The organism is Marinobacterium sp. LSUCC0821 (genome assembly GCF_012848475.1).
Lineage (GTDB): Bacteria > Pseudomonadota > Gammaproteobacteria > Pseudomonadales > Balneatricaceae > Marinobacterium_E.
On the sequence record NZ_CP051666.1, the window covers coordinates 585,595 to 604,725 of the forward strand.

Annotated in this window: 16 protein-coding genes; 8 read left to right on the top strand and 8 right to left on the bottom strand. The window is 47.8% G+C overall.

Annotation, left to right across the window (positions count from 1 at the left end):
* Nucleotides 1-8: 8 nt before the first annotated feature.
* From HH196_RS02935 to hpaH, 4 genes are read right to left on the bottom strand one after another with little or no spacing between them, the layout of a single operon-like run.
* Nucleotides 9-791, bottom strand: a complete 783-nt coding sequence (locus HH196_RS02935; RefSeq protein WP_169450594.1) for a fumarylacetoacetate hydrolase family protein — start codon at nucleotides 789-791, stop codon at nucleotides 9-11.
* Between the two features lies 1 nt (nucleotide 792).
* Complete coding sequence (locus HH196_RS02940) at nucleotides 793-1,458, bottom strand: fumarylacetoacetate hydrolase family protein (protein WP_169450595.1); 666 nt, start codon at nucleotides 1,456-1,458, stop codon at nucleotides 793-795.
* A gap of 12 nt (nucleotides 1,459-1,470) precedes the next feature.
* A complete protein-coding gene (gene hpaI, locus HH196_RS02945) occupies nucleotides 1,471-2,277 on the bottom strand; it encodes a 4-hydroxy-2-oxoheptanedioate aldolase (protein ID WP_169450596.1) in 807 nt (268 codons plus the stop codon).
* A 10-nt stretch (nucleotides 2,278-2,287) separates the two neighbouring features.
* Nucleotides 2,288-3,091, bottom strand: coding sequence for a 2-oxo-hept-4-ene-1,7-dioate hydratase (gene hpaH, locus HH196_RS02950; protein ID WP_169450597.1), 804 nt, complete (start codon nucleotides 3,089-3,091; stop codon nucleotides 2,288-2,290).
* Between the two features lie 176 nt (nucleotides 3,092-3,267).
* Between hpaH and HH196_RS02955 the strand changes: the two genes are divergently transcribed.
* Together HH196_RS02955 and HH196_RS02960 are read left to right on the top strand one after the other, a co-directional pair.
* Nucleotides 3,268-3,651 (top strand): 5-carboxymethyl-2-hydroxymuconate Delta-isomerase, encoded by a 384-nt coding sequence (locus tag HH196_RS02955; protein ID WP_169450598.1) that lies wholly within the window; start codon nucleotides 3,268-3,270, stop codon nucleotides 3,649-3,651.
* A gap of 30 nt (nucleotides 3,652-3,681) precedes the next feature.
* A complete protein-coding gene (locus tag HH196_RS02960; protein ID WP_169450599.1) occupies nucleotides 3,682-5,151 on the top strand; it encodes an NAD-dependent succinate-semialdehyde dehydrogenase in 1,470 nt (489 codons plus the stop codon).
* Nucleotides 5,152-5,208: 57 nt separating this feature from the next.
* On the opposite strand, the gene HH196_RS02965 is transcribed toward HH196_RS02960, so the two are convergent.
* Together HH196_RS02965 and HH196_RS02970 are read right to left on the bottom strand one after the other, a co-directional pair.
* Nucleotides 5,209-6,474 (bottom strand): MFS transporter, encoded by a 1,266-nt coding sequence (locus HH196_RS02965; protein ID WP_169450600.1) that lies wholly within the window; start codon nucleotides 6,472-6,474, stop codon nucleotides 5,209-5,211.
* Nucleotides 6,475-6,536: 62 nt separating this feature from the next.
* Nucleotides 6,537-7,451 (bottom strand): LysR family transcriptional regulator, encoded by a 915-nt coding sequence (locus HH196_RS02970; protein ID WP_169450601.1) that lies wholly within the window; start codon nucleotides 7,449-7,451, stop codon nucleotides 6,537-6,539.
* A 102-nt stretch (nucleotides 7,452-7,553) separates the two neighbouring features.
* Between HH196_RS02970 and HH196_RS02975 the strand changes: the two genes are divergently transcribed.
* The 6 genes from HH196_RS02975 to HH196_RS03000 all read left to right on the top strand — a co-directional run bounded on the left by HH196_RS02975 (nucleotide 7,554) and on the right by HH196_RS03000 (nucleotide 14,863).
* Nucleotides 7,554-8,531, top strand: coding sequence for a TAXI family TRAP transporter solute-binding subunit (locus HH196_RS02975; RefSeq protein ID WP_169450602.1), 978 nt, complete (start codon nucleotides 7,554-7,556; stop codon nucleotides 8,529-8,531).
* A 67-nt stretch (nucleotides 8,532-8,598) separates the two neighbouring features.
* Nucleotides 8,599-10,536, top strand: a complete 1,938-nt coding sequence (locus HH196_RS02980; RefSeq protein ID WP_169450603.1) for a TRAP transporter fused permease subunit — start codon at nucleotides 8,599-8,601, stop codon at nucleotides 10,534-10,536.
* Nucleotides 10,533-11,849 (top strand): sulfatase, encoded by a 1,317-nt coding sequence (locus HH196_RS02985; RefSeq protein WP_169450604.1) that lies wholly within the window; start codon nucleotides 10,533-10,535, stop codon nucleotides 11,847-11,849. Before HH196_RS02980 ends, HH196_RS02985 begins: the two co-directional genes overlap by 4 nt.
* An 18-nt stretch (nucleotides 11,850-11,867) precedes the next feature.
* Nucleotides 11,868-12,644 (top strand): sulfite exporter TauE/SafE family protein, encoded by a 777-nt coding sequence (locus HH196_RS02990; protein ID WP_169450605.1) that lies wholly within the window; start codon nucleotides 11,868-11,870, stop codon nucleotides 12,642-12,644.
* A 132-nt stretch (nucleotides 12,645-12,776) separates the two neighbouring features.
* Nucleotides 12,777-13,031, top strand: a complete 255-nt coding sequence (locus tag HH196_RS02995) for a FeoA family protein (RefSeq protein WP_211160811.1) — start codon at nucleotides 12,777-12,779, stop codon at nucleotides 13,029-13,031.
* A complete protein-coding gene (locus HH196_RS03000) occupies nucleotides 13,031-14,863 on the top strand; it encodes a ferrous iron transporter B (protein WP_169450606.1) in 1,833 nt (610 codons plus the stop codon). Before HH196_RS02995 ends, HH196_RS03000 begins: the two co-directional genes overlap by 1 nt.
* 257 nt (nucleotides 14,864-15,120) lie before the next feature.
* Here HH196_RS03000 and rpsA read toward each other — a convergent pair whose 3' ends face one another.
* Together rpsA and HH196_RS03010 are read right to left on the bottom strand one after the other, a co-directional pair.
* Nucleotides 15,121-16,794, bottom strand: a complete 1,674-nt coding sequence (gene rpsA / locus HH196_RS03005; protein ID WP_169450607.1) for a 30S ribosomal protein S1 — start codon at nucleotides 16,792-16,794, stop codon at nucleotides 15,121-15,123.
* A 180-nt stretch (nucleotides 16,795-16,974) separates the two neighbouring features.
* A complete protein-coding gene (locus HH196_RS03010; RefSeq protein ID WP_211160812.1) occupies nucleotides 16,975-19,029 on the bottom strand; it encodes a carboxy terminal-processing peptidase in 2,055 nt (684 codons plus the stop codon).
* Nucleotides 19,030-19,131 lie beyond the last annotated feature (102 nt).

Genomic DNA, 19,131 nt, shown 5'->3' on the forward strand with positions numbered 1-19,131 from the left:
GCAAGTAATTAGTACTTGTCGCCGTAATATTCTTGTTCGCTAACCATGCGGGTCTCTAGCGCACAAATGTTCTCAATTTCACATACGATCGTGTCGCCTGGCTGACAGTCGACGATACCGTGTGGTGTACCTGTACAGATCATGTCACCTGGGTTTAGGGTCATCACTTTACTTAGGTACTCGATAACGAATGGCACATTAAAGATCATATCTTTGGTGCTGCCCTCTTGAGTCATCTTGCCGTTGACGTGAGTCGTTAGGCGAAGCGCATTTGCATCAGCAATGTCCGCTGTATCAACTATCCAAGGCCCCATAGGCAGTAAAGAGTCGCGGCTCTTGACGCGTAGGTTAGGGCGGTAGTAGTTCTCTAGGTAGTCACGGATAGCAAAGTCGTTACATACGGTGTAACCCGCTACATAATCAAGAGCATCTTCCGCTTTGATGTTTTTACCTGACTTACCAATAATTGCGACTAGTTCACACTCGTAGTGTTGGTAATCGATGTTGTCTGGGCGGTAGCTCACCTGCTTGTGACCGGTTAGGCAGTTAGCGTGCTTAACAAAGATCAGTGGCTCTTTAGGTGGTTCAAATGCCAGTTCTGTAGCGTGGTCTGCGTAGTTAATACCAAGCGCAAAGATAGTGCCTGGCTCTTTAACCGGTGGTAGCCAAGTAATTGCGTCAGAATCTAGTGCTACATTGATCTGCTCACCTTCATTTGTGGTGATCTGGTCGTTAGCGTCGATGTTGATATCTAGCTCACGGCCTTCTAGCAAAATACGTGCGCGTCTCATGTTAGGCACCTCCCAAAGTGTTGTTTAGGGTGCCTACACCCTCAATTGAAATAGCAACTTTGTCGCCTTTAGCTACGGCAACACGGTCACCGTAGAAGCCGACTGCAATCACTTCACCTTCCTGAAGGGTCATGATGTAAGAGAGTGTGTGAATAAGGGTCGCAACACTGCGCTCCATCTGAGTAAGAGGGAAACTAGATTTCACATTGCCATTTACGGCTACATCAACAGTAAGTGAATCTGGAGAAAGGCCAACTGGTGAAACGACTGCTGGGCCTACAGGTGCTGAGTTATCTAGACACTTACCTTTGATATCAGGACGGAAGTAGGTTTGCTCCGGAAGAGAGTATTCTGCTACGACTGTGTAACCTTTTACGTAGTTAAGAGCGTCAGCTTCTGAAACGCGGCAAGTCTCTTTACCGATTACTACGCCTAAACTGCCACCCACGGCCATTTCTGCTACATCAACGCCGTCGAAATCTTTTGCCCAATCTACTACTGCACCGTCAGTGCTCCAAGTGTTACGTGGCTTGTAGTAAAGCACAGGCTGAGTTGGTGGCTTAACGTAAGGTTTTTCGTTGAACGTATCGCTCATCTTCTTAAGCTGTTCGCTGTCGTTTAAGGCAACGCAGATCAGCTTACTGTGAACCAGTGTATTCGGGTTCATCCTAATCTCCTTTTAGTAACTAGCTTGGGGCTTGGTGCTGACAGGTTCAGCGCCGCCCTTGAATTTCTGTGCAAGTTTGCGAGTCTCGTTGGCAAGAATCATAGAGTCGACACCCACACCTACAAATGATGCGCCCGCTTCGATGTACTCTTGTGCCATGCTTGGGTCGAGGCAGAGTAAGCCACCCCATTTGCCAGCCGCTTTTATCTTACCTAGACCCTGCTTGATCGTTTCAACTACAACAGGGTTGCCTGCATCACCGATATAACCCATAGATGCTGATAGGTCAGAAGGGCCGATGAATACACCGTCTACACCATCTACAGCTAGGATTTCATCAAGATTTTCGATCGCTGTTGTCGTCTCTGCCTGAACAATTAAGCAGATCTCAGCGTTAGCTTTTTTAAGGTAGCCAGGGATCTGGTTCCAACGAGCAGCACGAGCTAGGGATGTCCCTAGACCGCGTACACCCTCAGGTGGATAACGAACGGCACGAACCATCTCTTTTGCCTGTTCAGCAGTGTCGATCATTGGCACGAGTAAAGTTTGCGCACCAATATCGATTAGCTGCTTAATAAGCGCAGTGTCACCAATAACTGGGCGAACGATAGGGGCAACATCATATGGGGCGATAGCCTGAAGGTGTGCCATGATCGTGCGCAAATCAAAAGGTGCATGCTCGCTATCGATCAATAGCCAATCAAAACCTGCACACGCGAGCATCTCTGCAACGCTGTTATCAGGTATGCCACACCACAAGCCGAACTGGGTTTCGCCAGTTGCTAAGCCTGCTTTAAATTGGTTTTTTGGAAGTTCCATTACATCAACCTTATTCGAAGCTTAGACCGATGCCACCTAGTGGACCGAAGTCTGCATGGATGGTGTCACCAGCTTTTACTGGAACAGGGCGGGTGAATGAGCCAGCCAAGATAACCTGGCCTGGTTCAAGGCCAAGACCATGTGGCGCAAAGCGTTTACACACCCAGCTGATCCCTTTTGCAGGGTGGCCAAGTACGCCGCCAGCTAGGCCTGTCTCTTCAATCTTGCCGTTTAGGTAGAGCATGGCGCCTGCCCAACGAAGATCCATCTCTGTTGGTTTGATTGGGCGGCCACCCATGATGATGCCGGCATTTGCTGCGTTATCAGAGATAGTGTCGTATACCTTGCGGGTATAGCCGGTCGCTGGGTCTGTACGCATGCAGCGAGCTGCAATCAGTTCTAGTGACGGAATCACATAGTCAGTTGCGTTGTATACGTCAGTGATTGATACGTTTTCGCCGAACAGTGGCTTTTTAAGTACAAACGCCAATTCCACTTCAATACGAGGATCTAGGAAGTCAGATGCCTTAAGCGTATCGCCATCTTCAAACAACATGTCATCTAGTAACACGCCGTAATCTGGTTCGTCGATATTTACAGCCATCTGCATTGCACGAGAGGTAAGACCTACCTTGTAACCAATCACTTTGCGGCCAGATGCAAGCTTTTGATCGACCCAGGTTTTCTGGATGGCGTATGCATCGCTCATATCCATCTCAGGGTAATCCAGGGTAAGTGCTGGAATCTGTTTGCGTTCAACTTCAGCTTTGTAAAGTCGGTTTGCTGCTTCGATTTGCTGCTCTTTGGTTAGCACGATAAGGCTCCTTAAAAATATCTGTATCACTCTAAAGTGAAGTGGTTTTAGTTTGCATAAAGTTTGTTAACATGTAAACTAATATTTGTTCATATATTAACTTTTTTGTTGTTAGGGCTTTACTGGCTTAAATCGATCCGTGACAATCCAGTTAGTACTTAGCATAGGAATCTGAAATGCCACATTTTGTCGTAGATTACTCAGCAAACTTGCATGACCGTTTGGACTTTCAAACACTCTTTAAAGAACTGCATACCTACGTAGTATCTACGGGCGCATTTCCGATTGGTGGCGCGCGCAGCAGAGCAATACGTTGTGATGACTACTATGTGGCAGATGGCCGAGAAGAGTTTGCGTATATCAACCTCACGTTAAAGATAGGTGCAGGACGCCCGTTTGAGCTGCGTGAAGAGGTAGCTAAGAAGGTATTTGAAATATTCACAGATTGGATGAAACCGATCACCGACAACACCTATGTGATGATCTCTTTTGAAATGTCTGAACTGGAGCCAGTTCTCAAGTTCAACATGAACAATATTCATCCACTATTTAAAGATTAAACAGACACACTATTCAGGGAAATGATCACAATGTCTCTAAAGCTTACAGATCAATCGTTACTTAAAAATCTCGCGTTTGTTAATGGCGAGTGGATTGCTTCACACTCTGGTAAAACCTTTCCTGTAACTAACCCTGCAACGGGTGAGTTGCTTGCCGAAGTACCTGACATGGATGAGGTTGATACGCACCGTGCAATTGATGCGGCTGATGCTGCATGGGATGCATGGAAAGCGGTGCCGTGTAAGCAGAAATCGAATCTTCTTCGTAAATGGTTCGACCTTGTTATGGCAAATCAGGAAGACCTTGCTCGCCTGATGACAGCAGAGCAGGGTAAACCGTTGGCTGAAGCACGTGGTGAAGTCGCTTACGGCGCTAGCTACATCGAGTGGTTTGCTGAAGAGGCTAAGCGCGTATACGGAGATACTATTCCTGCAGCGACAGGTGATAAGCGTCTAGTTGTTATCAAGCAGCCAGTTGGTGTTGTAGGTGCTATCACGCCGTGGAACTTCCCGAACGCTATGATCGCGCGCAAAATTGCGCCAGCCCTAGCTGCGGGTTGTCCTGTTGTTGCGAAACCAGCTGAAGATACTCCGCTATCATCACTTGCACTTGCAGAGTTGGCAGTGCGTGCCGGGATTCCGGCGGGTCTTATCAATATCGTGACAAGTTCACGCGCTAATGCGGCAGCAGTGGGTGGTGCGCTCACGGGTTCTGATAAAGTTCGTAAGATCTCTTTCACAGGTTCAACCCAAGTCGGCAAGATCTTAATGAAGCAGGCTGCCGATACCGTTAAGAAAGTGAGCATGGAACTGGGTGGTAACGCTCCGTTTGTAGTCTTTGATGATGCAGATTTGGATGCAGCAATCGAAGGTGTGGTTGCATCTAAATACCGCAATACAGGACAGACCTGTGTTTGTGCTAACCGAATCATTGTTCAGTCAGGTGTCTACGAAGAGTTTCTTCAGAAGCTTGCCGCTCGTGTAGCTGGCTTCAAAGTGGGTAACGGCCTAGAGGTTGATGATGCGGTTCAGGGGCCACTCATCAACGCTGCGGCAGTGGAGAAGGTAGAGCGTCATGTTCAGGATGCTAAAGAGAAGGGCGCGCGTGTCATTCTTGGTGGTAAAGCACACGCCTTGGGCGGCACCTTCTATGAACCAACTATTCTTGCTGATGTGACAACTGAAATGTGTGTTACCTACGAAGAGACCTTTGGTCCAGTAGCACCTATCTACAAGTTCGAAACAGAAGAGGAAGCGGTTGCGCTAGCAAACGATACAGAGTTTGGACTGGCTGCTTACTTCTACAGCCGCGATATTGGTCGTGTATGGCGTGTTGCTGAAGCGCTGGATGTAGGTATTGTTGGTATCAACGAAGGCATCATCTCTTCTGAGATGGCACCGTTCGGTGGTGTTAAGCAGAGCGGCCAGGGGCGTGAAGGCTCTAAATACGGTCTGGATGACTACCTAGAGATTAAATACCTCTGTATGGGTGGGATTTAACACCCAGTTAGCTCATCTCTTCTGCATATAAAGCCCTCCTAGTGAGGGCTTTATTATTTAAGCGCAAGGGACTGCTTGGACCCTCTGCTGAACTGGGCGTTCATCGACTGGCAAATGGATGATCGCTGAGAGTGCGCCTACACCGACGCCTACCCACCAAACAAGATCGTAGCTACCGTAAAGGTCATACATCTCGCCACCTAACCATACACCGACAAATCCGCCTAATTGGTGTGAGAAGAATACGATGCCGTAGAGTGTGCCCATGTAACGTAGGCCATAGATCTGCGCGATAAGACCTGAGGTGAGGGGTACGGTTGCTAACCAAAGTCCACCCATCAGTACTGAGAAGATTAAAACTGATTCAGGTGTGATGGGTGACATGATAAACGCTGCAGCAACCACCGTTCTTAGCGCATAGATCGTTGCCAACAGATATTTGCGTGAGTGTCTCGCGCCCAACCAACCAGCAAGGATAGTGCCGCCTATGTTGGCAAATCCTACAAAGGCGATTGCTGCTGCTCCCAACGCGGGGGTGCTAGAGATACCTAAAGATTCGACAAAGCTTCCTGGTGTGATGGTGCTACACACCTCAGTAATGAAAGCAGGGAAGTGGGCTGTGATAAAGGCCAGCTGATAGCCACAAGAGAAGAAGCCGATAAAGATAAAGATAAAGTTCTTATCTTTGATCGCGCTTTTAACCACAGAGCCAAGGCTCTCCGATTTATTTGTTACCGGTGCTGGTTTATCTGCTTTGATAAATGGCAGAAATGCGATGCTGAATAGAATGATCGCTGCAAGAATCATGAAGACATCCTGCCATGGGAAGTGGTTTAGCAGTGCCTGAGTTAATGGTGGCCCTACTACCTGGCCAGCAGAGCCTGCTGCAGTCGCTATGCCTAGTGCCATTGAACGATGCTTCTCTGCTGTTGCGCGGCCAACAATAGCTAGAATAACGCCAAAGCCGGTACCGGCAATACCGAACCCTACAATGATCTCTAGCAGTTGGTGTTGGCCTGGTGTGATTGCGAACGAAGAGATCGCAAGGCCAGCAGCGTAGCAGATAGCACCCAATACAATGGCGCGTCGATCCCCAAACTTCTCTGCAAGGGCACTAAATAACGGTTGGCCAAAGCCCCATGCGAGGTTTTGAATTGCAATGGCTAAAGAGAAGTCGGCACGTAGCCAGTTGAAATCATTTGCAATCGGAATCTGAAATAGGCCAAAGGATGCGCGAATGGAAAATCCTAAAAGCAGAATGATGCTGCCTGCAATGAGGACTGGGGTAAAAAGCCGAGAGTCTAGGGTGTTGGAGGTGTTCATTGATTTAGCTCTAAAATTTGATACTGCGATACTACGCTACGGATTGTTCTAAACAAACAGGTTTAGCTTTCAACAGATGCAACGACCTCTTTAAAAATCTCCTGTAGTTGTAGATGCATAGGGTGATCGGCCATCTCTTCTCGTGCCCACAGGAAGATATCTCGCGCTTGGCTAAGGCTGCGGTTAAGCTCCAAGGGTTTGAGTTGGTAATGCTGTTTCACAAGTTGCATTGGAAGGTGGGGGAGGACAGATAGATGCAGTCCTGCTTTTAGCCCCTCCAATAGAAGATACCCTTCGTTCCTATACACAACTTGGGTACGTATCTTAGAAACACCCTCCTCAGCGAGTAGGTCCATCACTTCACGTTCAAAGGGGGAGCCGTGACCAAGGCTGAGCCAACGTGCTGTGGCTAGGTCGTTAACCTCTAATGGTCTGTTGAGGTTAGCCAGAGGGTGTGTCGTACTGCAGTAGATGCCGATTGAGTCATCAGCCACCTTAGTACGAACACAGCCAGGAATCTGACGATTGGTTGCGGATGGAGCTAGGGCGAAGTCGAGCTCGTTATCAATTAACTCATCAATCACTTTAGTCGGCCTTGAGACCTCTATAGATAGTGAGATATTTGGATTAGCAGCTAGGAGTCTATTTTGAACTTCGGGCATTACAGTTGCAGCCAGAAGTGGACCCACACCAATACGCAGCTCTTTATCCAAACCTATACGATGTCTAGATGCGATGGAGGTAGCTGCCTCGACGTTGCGCTGTATGGCGCGACCTTCACGCGCCAGTGCTTCACCAACAGGTGTGCCTTTCACGCCATAGCGGCTGCGGCTAAACAGTGTTGTGCCGGCCTGCATCTCAAGTGTAGACATAACACGTGTGAGAGTTGGCTGAGTAACTGCTAGGTGTTTAGCTGCCTCTGTGAGCGAGCCTTTTTCTAGCACGACTGAAAGGTAGAAGAGATGTTTAGGATCCATACATTTTTTTTAATTTGGAAGATTAAAATGTAATTTTACACATTTTACCTCGTCGCGATAGACTTGCTTCACTCGAAAAAAATAACTATCGGAGTTAAAGCAATGTTCAAAAAGGCACTTGGTAAAACAATTCTAGCTGCAAGCATCGGTCTTTCAGCTATGTCAGCACAGGCTGTAGATATCAGCATGGAAGCAGCTACAGCACAGTCTGTTGTAGGTCTAATGCCTCAGACCATGGCATCATACCTTTCTAAGGCTGATGTCAATGTACAGTTGGCGATGGGTCAGACTCTGACTAAATCACTTCTAAAAATTGCTAACGGATCTCTAGACTCTTCTGTGATTCCGCCAGGCGCATACCTTGCACTTAAAGCAGGTAAGGGACCTTACGCGAAGATGGGTGCTGAGAAGGGCGCTGAGATGGCAAGCTCTGTTCGTGCTCTTTACGGTTTCCCAGGCTCAACTTACCATGCGATCACTTGGGCTGATAACGGCATCAATGAGTGGAAAGACGCTGCCGGTAAGCGTGTTTACATTGGTCCACCAGCAGGTGCAGCTAACGCACAGATCACATCTCTTGCGGCTGCAGGTGGCCTAGAGAAAGATACCTATGAAGGTATTAAAGCGCCTTGGGGTGCGGCAGCGCAGGCTTTCCAGGATGGTCAGTTTGACGTTTACGTGGGTTCTTTCCCAGTAGGTTCTCAGGTTGTTGCTGAGCTAAGCCTTAAGCGTCCAATCCGTATTCTAGGAATCCCAGAAGGTACTCTGCCTAAGAAAGGTCTAGGTATGGAGCCTGCTAATATTCCTGCTGGCACCTACCCAGATCAGGCGAATACTTCTGATTCAAGCTCATTCCTGACTCTTATGTTCATGGGTGTAAATGCATCGATGTCTGATGACCTTGCTTACACTATGACCAAGGTTTACATGGAGACACGTGAGCAGATGGGTAAAGACAACCGTCTTCTTAACCACCTATCTAAGTACAGCCCATTCGTAGGTGTAACAGCACCACTTCATCCAGGTGCTATCAAGTACTTCGAAGAGAATGGCTTCACTGTTCCAGCAGATCTTAAGTAACTTCCTATAAGTTATTAATCGCAGGGCTGGCTAGGCTGGCCCTGCATACTCAAATCGAGTTCAAATTATGAATACTTCTCTCGCAGCTACTATGCAGAAGTGGATCGCTTTTGCTCTGGGTATGGTTGTAGCCTTCTATGGCTTGGCTAACGTCCTACCAGCGATTGGTGACTTCCGTCTTGGACCCTTCCCAATGCACTGGTTCCGCCCAACCTTCTTTGCACTATGTGTCGCATTGGTATTGGTTGATATGTCTAATTCAAGTAAGAAAACACCTTGGTGGGTGCTTCTGATTGGATTGGCTGCTACTGCAGGCCTGTTCTGGGGTAGCTACGAGTTCTATTTCGTCGCGCGTGATATCGATGACGCGATGTTCCTGTTTGGTACCTACGAGATGTGGGTTGCCGTTTGTGCTTCAGCAGGTGCGCTATTTTTCTGTTGGCGCATCTGGGGTATGCCGGTTGCAATACTAGGTGTCATCGGTGTTGCTTACATGTGGACTGGTCACCTGTGGCCTGGACCGCTTCGCACTGTAAACAGCGGTGTTGAAGAGATGTTGGCGCAGAACCTTCTCTTCAGTCTTGATACGGGCATGATGGGTTCTACCTTCTCGATTGTTATCACTACTGTATTCCCATTCATCATTCTTGGGGCCGTGCTTGAGGGTGTAGGTGCTGGAGAGTCGATGATTCGTATCGCGTTTTACTGGATGCGTCGTACCGCAGGTGGCCCAGCATATGCAGCTGTTATGTCGTCTGGTCTATTCGGTACTGTATCAGGCAGTGCGGTTGCCAACGTTGTAGGCACCGGTGTCGTAACTATTCCAATGATTATGCGTCGCGGCTTTTCGAAAAGCTTTGCTGGTGCAGTAGAGGCTTCTGCTTCGTCGGGTGGCCAGATCATGCCACCTATTATGGGTGCAGCTGCACTTGTGATGGCAGATTTTGCTGGGGTTGGCTACCTGACCATCATTATCGCAGTGCTTGTGCCTGCGATCGCTTACTACATCAGCGTTTGTACGATGATCTACTTTGAGACTAAGCGTCTTGGTATTAAGCCTAATGAAGAAGATATCGCTAACACGCCAGTACCTAATAAGCAGGACTACCTAAACCTAGTTATGATCTTTGGACCACTGGCGGTCATTGTAGTACTGCTGATTCAAGGTATGTCTCCGTCAGGTGCTTCGATTACAGCGCTGGCACTATTGTTCCCTCTAAGCTTTATCAACCCAGAGGTTCGTAAACAGCCTGCTCGTTTGATTAAGTGTCTATCGGAAGGTGGTTCTACCTTTGCAGGTCTTCTAATGGCGATTGCAGCGGTATCGATTGTTATCTCGGCATTGTCAGCTACGGGGGTGCCGGTGAAATTTGGTGTCCTTCTCAACTCTGTTGTTACTGACTCACTAATGATTTCACTGCTTGTTGCTGCAGTAGGTTGTGTGATCTTGGGTATGGGTATGCCGACGCTACCGGCTTATGTCACTGTGGCGACTATCGCGATTCCAGCAATGCAGATGCTTGGTCTAGATACGCTTACAGCACATATGTTCGTATTTATGATTGCGGTAGGTTCTGCAATTACACCGCCAGTTGCGATTGCTGCTTATGCTGCTGCAACCATATCTGGTGGCGGGCCTATAAAGACATCTGTTGACGCGTCACGTATCGGTATCATGATCTTCTTGATCCCATTCATGTTCGCTTACAACCCACTGATGCTGAGTGTTGACCAGGAGAGCGTTCAGTTCGCTTGGCTGCCATGGGCATGGTTGATGCTGAAATTGTTGATCAGTATTCCTGTACTTTCGAGTGCGTTGATTGGTTTTGATAACTCGAAACTGAATATCTTTGAAATTGCGTTACGTATTGCATGTGTAGTGTTGATGTTTGTACCAGAGGGTTACTGGGATCTGGTAGGCCTTGGTGGTGCGCTGCTTATTATCCTTGCACACCGTCGCATGCTTGGTTTTAACAGTCTTATTAAAGAGGGTGGTGCACTATGACCAATATTATCTACATCGTTGCCGATGATCTTGGATACGCAGATCTAGGCTGTTACGGCGGTCGTGAAGCACAGTTTGGCCAGATATCTCCAAATATCGATCGCTTAGCTGCAGAAGGGATGATGTTTACAGAGGGTTACTCAAACTCTCCGGTATGTTCACCAACGCGTTTTGCCCTGATGACCATGGCGTACCAGTACCGCTTGCGTGGTGCCCTTGAAGAGCCTATTAATAGCCGTTCAAAGGGTGACCCTAAGCTTGGCTTACCTCCTGAGATTCCAACGCTGCCGTCACAACTAAAGAAAGCAGGCTACTACACAGGTCTTATTGGTAAGTGGCACCTAGGTTACCCGCCTCACTTCGGTCCGCGCGCTTCAGGTTATGAAGAGTTTTACGGCATCATGGCTGGCGGAGTGGATTACTTTAGCCATGTCAGCGGTAAGGGTGATCATGACCTCTTCATCAACGAAGATGAGCACCATGAGATTGGTTATCTAACGGACCTTTTATCTGAGCGTGCAGTCGATTTTGTACATCGTCGTGCGGAAGGTGCTAAGTCAGGTAAACCATTCTTCCTCAGCCTTCACTACACTGCACCACACTGGCCGTGGGAGACGCGTGATGATGAGGAGATCTCTAAGAACATCACAAATCTATTCCACCTTGATGGCGGTAATATCCATACCTACCAGCGTATGATTCATCACATGGACGAGGGTATCGGTAACATTATGGCTGCGCTTGAAGAGCATGGTTTAACTGAAGATACCTTGATCGTATTCACCAGTGATAATGGTGGAGAGCGCTTCTCCGATAACTGGCCATTAGTCGGTGGTAAGATGGACCTCACAGAAGGCGGTATTCGAGTGCCTTGGGTTGCGCGTTGGCCTAAAGCGATTAAAGCGGGTCAAAAATCAACACAGCACTGTATGACGATGGATTGGTCGTACACCATGCTGAAAGTTGGTGGTGGTGAAGCCGATCCAAGCTACGCAACAGATGGTGTTGACCTAACGCCTGTATTAACAGGTGAGGTTGAAGAGTTTAAACGTCCGCTATTCTGGCGTATGAACCACCGCAGCCAGCGCGCATATCGTATGGGTGAGTGGAAGTACCTCAAAGTTGATGAGCACGAATACCTATTCAACGTCGTGAATGATGCGCGTGAGCGCGCCAACCATGCGAAAAACGATCCAGATCGTTTAGCTGAAATGCGTCAGGCTTGGTTAGATTGGAATGACAGTATTCCACCTATACCAGATGATGCTACAGTGAGCCTAGGCTATGGCCGGGCTGACATGCCGCAGCGCTAAAAGTTAGCTGAGATTGGTATGGAATTTTCATCGTTGTTGTCGATAGATATAGCCGGCGTTGTTGCCGGCTTTGTCTTCTCGATGCTGATATTTATGTCTGGTGTTGGGGCTGGGGTACTGGTTGTCCCGTCGCTCATCGTTCTTTTCGGAATGGACCCAACCCTTGCCGTTGCCACAGGTTCCTTTTACGCTTTTTTAGCTAAAATTCTTATGACAGCTGGTCATGCCAAGCAGGGTGGTGTTAACTGGGGAGTAGGTCGTAAGTTCCTCTATCTCTGTGTACCAATTACCATTGTTTGTGCACTTAGTCTGACATTAATTACAGACCCAGCAGTCAGAAAAGAGGTCGATTTCTACCTCATGCTAGCCGTGCTTCTAGCTGGTATCTTATCAGTCGCTTCGATGTTCACTAAAGCGATTAGGGACTCTTTGAGTAAGTTGGGATTAACGACTCTTAGTGGTATCACAGGCTTACTCATGGGCTTTACTGGTGTCGGTGGCGGTGTACTTGTGGTGCCGGCATTGGCGTCTTCTGGTGGACTTTCCATTAAGTCAGCCGTTGCGACTTCAATACCTGTGGGGCTTATTCTCTCTTTGGCGGTCTCTTTAACCCTAGGTAGCCGTGGTTTTATGGACTACTCTATGGTGGCTTCTCTTATGGTAGGTTGTTTATTGGCCATGCCGATCGCACTAAAGGTCTTTAAGCTGCTCTCTGAGAGTGCAATTAAAAATATCACCGTTATTTTTATCTCCTTAGCTCTACTAGGGCTTGTTAAAGAGTTAGTTATTCACTGAAACAACTCTTACTATTTTTTAAAGGGAGCCATGGCTCCCATTTCTTGATTATGATCAAAGAAACTTTAGGAAGCTCTGTAAATGAGTATGATTCTCATTTAGAATCTGCTTTTACTCTTTGGTTAGATCTCCATGTCCAACACTAGTACAGACAATCTTTGGATGCTTAAGCGCGATGAGCTATGCCAGATTGTGGGCTTCGACTCGCAATTGGATAGTGCCATTAAAGCGCGTATAGATGAGTTGGGTTTTCGTACTGGGGCAAACATTCTCTGTACTCAAGCTCCTCGCTTGGGTGCGCCTAAGTTGTATCGCGTAGGTAATGCTGTCTACTCTTTAGAAAAGCCTGTCGCCTTAATGGTTCAGATTCAAAGGATTGAGTCGTAGTGAAAAAACTTCTATTAGTGGGTAGTCCTAACTCAGGTAAGTCGATGCTATTTAATCGTCTGACCGGTATGAATCAACGTGTTGCAAACTTTCCAGGTATTACCGTCTCTACATCTACAGGACCTGCGATAGACCGTTCCGATCTTCTAGTTGTTGATTTCCCTGGTACCTACTCACTGACGCCCATTTCGGGAGAGGAGCAGGTATCTGTAGAAGCTTTCTACAAATTCCTTGAAGCGAAACCAGGAGAGATTGAGGCGGTTGTCTGTGTTGTAGACTCAACGCGCATGGAGAAGGGGTTGGTTTTTGCATTGCAGGTACGTGAGGCCTGTTTACGAGCAGGTCACCCGGTGATGATCGCCGCTAATATGAGTGATGTTCTGGCGCGTCATAATCAGTGTGTTGACGCTGATGGCCTAAGTGCAAAACTCGATATGCCTGTCGTGCCAGTCTCTGCTAGAAAGGGTGAGGGGGTTGCTGAGGTTTTACGCCAAAGTCGCAATGGCATTCCGCTGTTAACGCGTTCACTTACAGAGAGTTTTATTGCTGTTGATCAGGGTCATTTTCGTAACCTAGCTGAAGAACTTGCCAACGAGTATGGGCCTAAGGGTGACTATCTTCTTCTGGCGCATAATCGTGCCGATCGATTCTTTTTGAATACGATCACAGGTGGTATTAGCTTTGTATTGATTATGTTTCTGCTTTTCCAATCAATATTCACCTGGGCTGCGCCATTAATGGATGGTGTAGAGGCTGTCATAGCTTCTATCGCTGAATCGGTTCTGCCGTTAATTTCAACGGGTTGGGTTCATGATTTTGTGAATGATGCGCTTTTTGGTGGGTTAGGGGCGTTTCTTGTCTTTGTGCCACAGATCTTCATCCTGACCCTGGTAGTGGGTGTGATGGAGGACTCTGGCTATCTGGCGCGTGCTGCGGTGATTTGTCACCGTCCTCTGCGTATGTTTGGTCTTACCGGGAAAAGCTTTGTACCGATGCTTTCGGGCGTTGCCTGTGCTATTCCAGGTATCTACGCTGCACGTACCATTGAATCGCCACGCCGTCGCTGGTTGACCTATCTTGCGATACCTTTGATGCCCTGTTCTGCGCGCTTACCTGTTTATGGTCTATTAATCGTTACCTTTGTGCCAAATTTACCTCTTCTTGGCGGTCTATTTGGTATGCAGGGGTTGGCTATGCTCGGTATCTACTTGTTCGGTATCGTTAGCGCTCTGTTGGTTGCTGCTGTTGTTTCACGTGTAGAGGTAAGCAGTAAGAGCGATGTGCCATTTGTTCTTGAGATGCCGCCGTATCGTTTGCCTGGGGGTAGGGCTTTGCTCCGTCATGCATGGGATCGTAGTGGTGACTTCGTAATGCGTGCCGGACCAATCATCTTTTGGGTAAGTCTTGTGGTTTGGGTGCTTGGCTACTTCCCTAACTATGGTGCTAGTTTGAGTGACTCATGGCTGGGCCATCTTGGTCGTTTTCTTGAACCGGTATTTGAGCCACTTGGTTTGGATTGGAAATACGGTGTTGCAATTATCGCCTCCTTCCTTGCACGTGAAGTTTTTGTGGGTACCTTGGGTACTCTCTATGGCATTGAGGGGGCAGGTGAGGAGTTTGGCTCGCTAGCAACACAGATCCAAGAGTCAGGTATCTCGTTAGCATCAGGTATTGCGCTGTTCATCTTCTTTGCGCTTGCTGCGCAATGTATCTCGACTCTTGCAACGCTTCGCCGTGAGAGCGGCTCCTGGAAGCTGCCTATAGGTATGTTTTTTGGGTATGGGGTGATGGCTTACTCGTTGGCGTTTATTGCTTATCGGGTGGTTTTGTAATCATTGATCGGGGTTGTCTCTTTGGGCCAATCCCTCCTACCAAAGCGGTTTATCGCGGCTTGCCTTACAGGCAATGCGCTCCTACATTCGAGCTTCGCACATAACCCGCTACAGAGTCCTGATGTAGGAGCGCATTGGCGCCACGCGCCAAGCCGCGATCGATTAGCTTCGCTAATCGTATTTATCATTTCCCTACAAATTTCAGGCATAAAAAAGAGCGCCGAAGCGCTCTTTTTTGTGTGTCGGTAATCGTTCGATTACTGACCCATCTGCTGCTTGATTAGGTCACCGATAGTGGTTGGACCTGATACTTCAACTTCTACGTTCTGTGCTGCTTTGATAGCTGCTTTTTCGTCAGCCTGATCTTTAGCACGGATAGAGAAGTTGATTACGCGGTTGCGACGGTCAACACCAACGATCTTACCTTCAACGCTGTCACCAACTTTAAGAGCGGTAGTAGCGTCTTCGATACGCTCTGCAGCGATATCAGAAGCTTTAAGAACTGCTTCGATGCCTTCTGCAAGTTCAACAGTAGCTGCACGTGGCTCAACAGCGATAACTTTACCAGTTACAACTGCGCCTTTTTCGTTAGCTGCTAGGAACTCAGAGAATGGATCGCTCTCAAGCTGTTTGATGCCAAGAGAGATGCGCTCTTTTTCTGCGTCGATAGATAGGATAACTGCTTCAACTTCGTCACCTTTCTTGAATTCACGAAGAGCAGCTTCAGCGTCAGCTTCCCAAGTGATATCAGACATGTGAACAAGGCCATCTAGATCGTTAGCTAGGCCAACGAAGATACCGAAGTCAGTGATAGTCTTGATAGTACCAGACACTTTATCGCCAGCAGCGTACTGCTCAGAGAAAGATGCCCATGGGTTAGCAGTACACTGCTTGATACCCAAAGAGATACGACGACGTTCTTCATCAACGTCAAGAACCATAACTTCTACCGCATCGCCAAGCTGAACGATTTTTGATGGGTGGATGTTTTTGTTAGTCCAAGACATTTCTGATACGTGTACAAGACCTTCAACGCCATCTTCTAGAGATGCGAAGCAGCCGTAATCAGTCAAGTTAGTTACTTTAGCGTTAGCACGTGTGCCAGCTGGGTAACGGTTCTTGATAGCTTCCCATGGATCTTCAGAAAGCTGTTTTAGACCTAGAGAGATACGACCGTTCTCTTTATCGAACTTGATGATCTTAACTGAGATCTCATCACCTGGGTTTAGCATTTCGCTTGGGTGAGAGATACGTTTCCACGCCATGTCAGTGATGTGTAGAAGACCATCAACACCGCCAAGATCGATGAACGCACCGTAGTTAGTAAGGTTCTTAACGTAACCTTTAACTTCCTGGCCTTCTTCAAGGTCAGCAAGGATCTCGTCACGTTGAGCGCTGTTCGCTTCCTGCATTACTGCACGGCGAGATACAACTACGTTGTTACGTTTCTGGTCGAGCTTGATCAGTTTGAATTCCAGCTCTTTGCCTTCAAGGTGGTCAACGTCACGTACTGGGCGTACATCTACCAATGAACCTGGTAGGAAACCCTGGATGTTGTTAACGTTAACTGTGAAGCCGCCTTTAACTTTGCCCGAGATGTAACCCGTAACAACTTCTTCAGCTTCAAATTTAGCCTGAAGTACTTCCCACGCTTCTGAACGCTTAGCTTTCTCACGTGAAAGCTTAGTTTCACCAAAGCCATCTTCAACGGCTTCTAGTGCAACTTTAACGTCATCACCGATTTTGATTTCTAGTTCGTTAGCGTCGTTAAGGAACTGAGAGCGAGGAATGATCGCTTCAGACTTAAGACCAGCGTTAACGGTAACCCAATCAGAATCGATATCAACAACAGTACCAGTTACAAGTGTACCTGGAGTCATTGCTAGTTCTTGGAGGGATGCTTCAAACAGTTCAGCAAAGCTTTCGCTCATGAAAGTGTCCTATATATGGTGCCTAGAACGGCACGCTAGCCTATACCATCAGCTGCATAGGGTCGGTTTATTAAATCGCTTTTAGATTGGCACTAAGCTGATGGATGTACCACCCAAAGCGAGAAAGCGCAGAATTATACAGAAATAGCGGGGTAGAGGATAGTCTGGCGTGGTGTTTTTTTAACCAGCCAAACGCGACTGATCCTCTTTGAAGAACATCTGAATCATATCGATGGTTAACTCGCTCGCCTCTTTGAGTACAGCTTCACTATCAGGGTTAACCGGCTGTGATTTGGCGTCTGTTTCACTCAGCAGATCATCGAGCGATTTTATTGGCGTTTCACCTTTTGCATTACGGCGTTTGTTCTCTAGATCAATTTGAGCTTGATCGATTGAATCACGCTGCGCGGTAAGGGCTGTTTCGTTGAGTGGCAACCACTCTTGTGCCTTCTGTTTCTTAAGAAACTCGAGCGTGCCCCACATGTGGTTGAAGTCTGGATCGTTGGCTACGCGTTGCAGGTAGCGATTCTTCAGCTCTGGAATCCAGCGATCGAGTGAGCTGTAGCGTGCATAGCGTACAGGTCTTACCTGGTCCCAAGGAAGTGCGAAATCAAGAGCGCTTTCGCCGATTTCACTCTCGTCGATCATAGGCGGAAAGTTGATATCCGGTGCTACACCTTGGTGTTGTGTGCTCTCGCCAGAGATGCGGTAGAACTTAGCAGTCGTGTACTTTAGCTGACCATGCTTAAGTGGTTGCAGTGTCTGCACTGTGCCTTTACCAAAGGTGCGGCTGCCAACGATAAGACCGCGGCGGTAGTCTTGAATTGCGCCTGCAAAGATCTCAGAAGCCGATGCGCTGAGACGGTCAATTACAACCGTGAGCGGGCCAGTCCAGGTTGTATCTGGGTTGTAGTCGCCTAACACATCAACTCGCCCGTTTAGATCGCGAATCTGTACAGTAGGGCCGCGGCTAATGAAGAGTCCTACAAGCTCGTTTGCTTCACGCAGTGAGCCGCCACCATTTTCACGGAGGTCGATAACTAGGCCATCGATATTCTCTTTTTTGAGATCCTCTATCAACTTAGCTACGTCACGTGTGGTGCTTCGGTAATCTTTATCACCTGCTTGAAGTGCTGCGAAATCTATATAGAAGGTTGGTATGTCGATGATTCCGATTTTGTACGGTTGGCCATCGCGCTTCACTTCAAGGATGCGTGATTGTGCTGCTTGCTCCTCAAGAGCGACCTTATTTCGAACAAGGTTTATCACTTTGCGTGTGGTTTTATCTGCTGAGCTTGCCGGAATAATCTCTAAACGAACGATTGAGCCTTTAGGGCCGCGTATACGATCGACCACGTCATCTAGACGCATGCCGACAACATCTTCGATTTCACCCGATTCGCCCTGGCCTACACCTACGATGAGATCAGCGGGTTTTAACTGGCCACTCTTATCGGCAGGACCTGCAGGAACTAGGCTAACCACCTTGGTATTCTCATCTTCGCTCTGAAGTACGGCACCGATGCCTTCAAGCGAGAGGCTCATATTGATTTTGAAGTTCTCAGAGGTGGCAGGTGAGAAGTAGGCCGTATGTGGGTCGTAAATACGGGCCATGACATTAGCAAAGCTCTGGAAGACGTCTTCGCTGTTGGTCTGTTCTGCACGTTTAAGTTGGCCAGAGTAGCGTTTAATTAGTGTCTCTCGTGCTTCATCTACCGAATTATCGGAGAGTTTTAAATTCAGCACAGCGCTTTTGAGGCGGCGTGCCCAGTAGTCGTCGATCGCCTGCTGGCTTGTAAACCAGGGCTTTTTATCGCGGCTAATTTCGAGTTTATCGTCTCTGTTAAAGTTGAATGGCTCTTTGGATTCAAGTCGGCCGATTAGGCTATCGCTTCGCTCCTTGAAACGCTTCAAGAATAGATCATATGCTGCAAATGCAAAGCTTAGGTTGCCAGCACGAAGCTCGTCATCTAGCTTGGTTTGTCGACTTGCAAAGCTGTCAATATCGCTTTGTAAAAGGTAGGCACGGCCTGGGTCAATGGCGTCGAAATAGCGATTAAAGATCTCTGTAGACAACTCATCATCGAGTTGAAGCTCACGGTAGTGGTGACCCTCAAGGGCTGCAACGAGCGACTGAATGGCATCAGAGTGGACTGGCTCAGGTTTAAGGTTTGCTTGAGTTTGTGAAGCAAAAGCAGATAACAGTAGTAGTATCGAGAGCAGCGTTGCCCGCATGAAACAAATCCTTAATCGTCGCAAGAGCTAAAAACAGTAGCGCTCAGTGTAGGCTAGTGGCATGGATGATGTAAAATAGTTAATCTTTCTACGCATTTTACG

Bases quoted from the DNA above. Each gene is read 5' to 3' on its own strand.
- HH196_RS02935 (WP_169450594.1), bottom strand. From the start codon at position 791: ATGAGACGCGCACGTATTTTGCTAGAAGGCCGTGAGCTAGATATCAAC.
- HH196_RS02940 (WP_169450595.1), bottom strand. From the start codon at position 1,458: ATGAACCCGAATACACTGGTTCACAGTAAGCTGATCTGCGTTGCCTTA.
- hpaI (WP_169450596.1), bottom strand. From the start codon at position 2,277: ATGGAACTTCCAAAAAACCAATTTAAAGCAGGCTTAGCAACTGGCGAA.
- HH196_RS02955 (WP_169450598.1), top strand. From the start codon at position 3,268: ATGCCACATTTTGTCGTAGATTACTCAGCAAACTTGCATGACCGTTTG.
- HH196_RS02960 (WP_169450599.1), top strand. From the start codon at position 3,682: ATGTCTCTAAAGCTTACAGATCAATCGTTACTTAAAAATCTCGCGTTT.
- HH196_RS02965 (WP_169450600.1), bottom strand. From the start codon at position 6,474: ATGAACACCTCCAACACCCTAGACTCTCGGCTTTTTACCCCAGTCCTC.
- HH196_RS02970 (WP_169450601.1), bottom strand. From the start codon at position 7,451: ATGGATCCTAAACATCTCTTCTACCTTTCAGTCGTGCTAGAAAAAGGC.
- HH196_RS02975 (WP_169450602.1), top strand. From the start codon at position 7,554: ATGTTCAAAAAGGCACTTGGTAAAACAATTCTAGCTGCAAGCATCGGT.
- HH196_RS02980 (WP_169450603.1), top strand. From the start codon at position 8,599: ATGAATACTTCTCTCGCAGCTACTATGCAGAAGTGGATCGCTTTTGCT.
- HH196_RS02985 (WP_169450604.1), top strand. From the start codon at position 10,533: ATGACCAATATTATCTACATCGTTGCCGATGATCTTGGATACGCAGAT.
- HH196_RS02990 (WP_169450605.1), top strand. From the start codon at position 11,868: ATGGAATTTTCATCGTTGTTGTCGATAGATATAGCCGGCGTTGTTGCC.
- HH196_RS02995 (WP_211160811.1), top strand. From the start codon at position 12,777: ATGTCCAACACTAGTACAGACAATCTTTGGATGCTTAAGCGCGATGAG.
- rpsA (WP_169450607.1), bottom strand. From the start codon at position 16,794: ATGAGCGAAAGCTTTGCTGAACTGTTTGAAGCATCCCTCCAAGAACTA.
- HH196_RS03010 (WP_211160812.1), bottom strand. From the start codon at position 19,029: ATGCGGGCAACGCTGCTCTCGATACTACTACTGTTATCTGCTTTTGCT.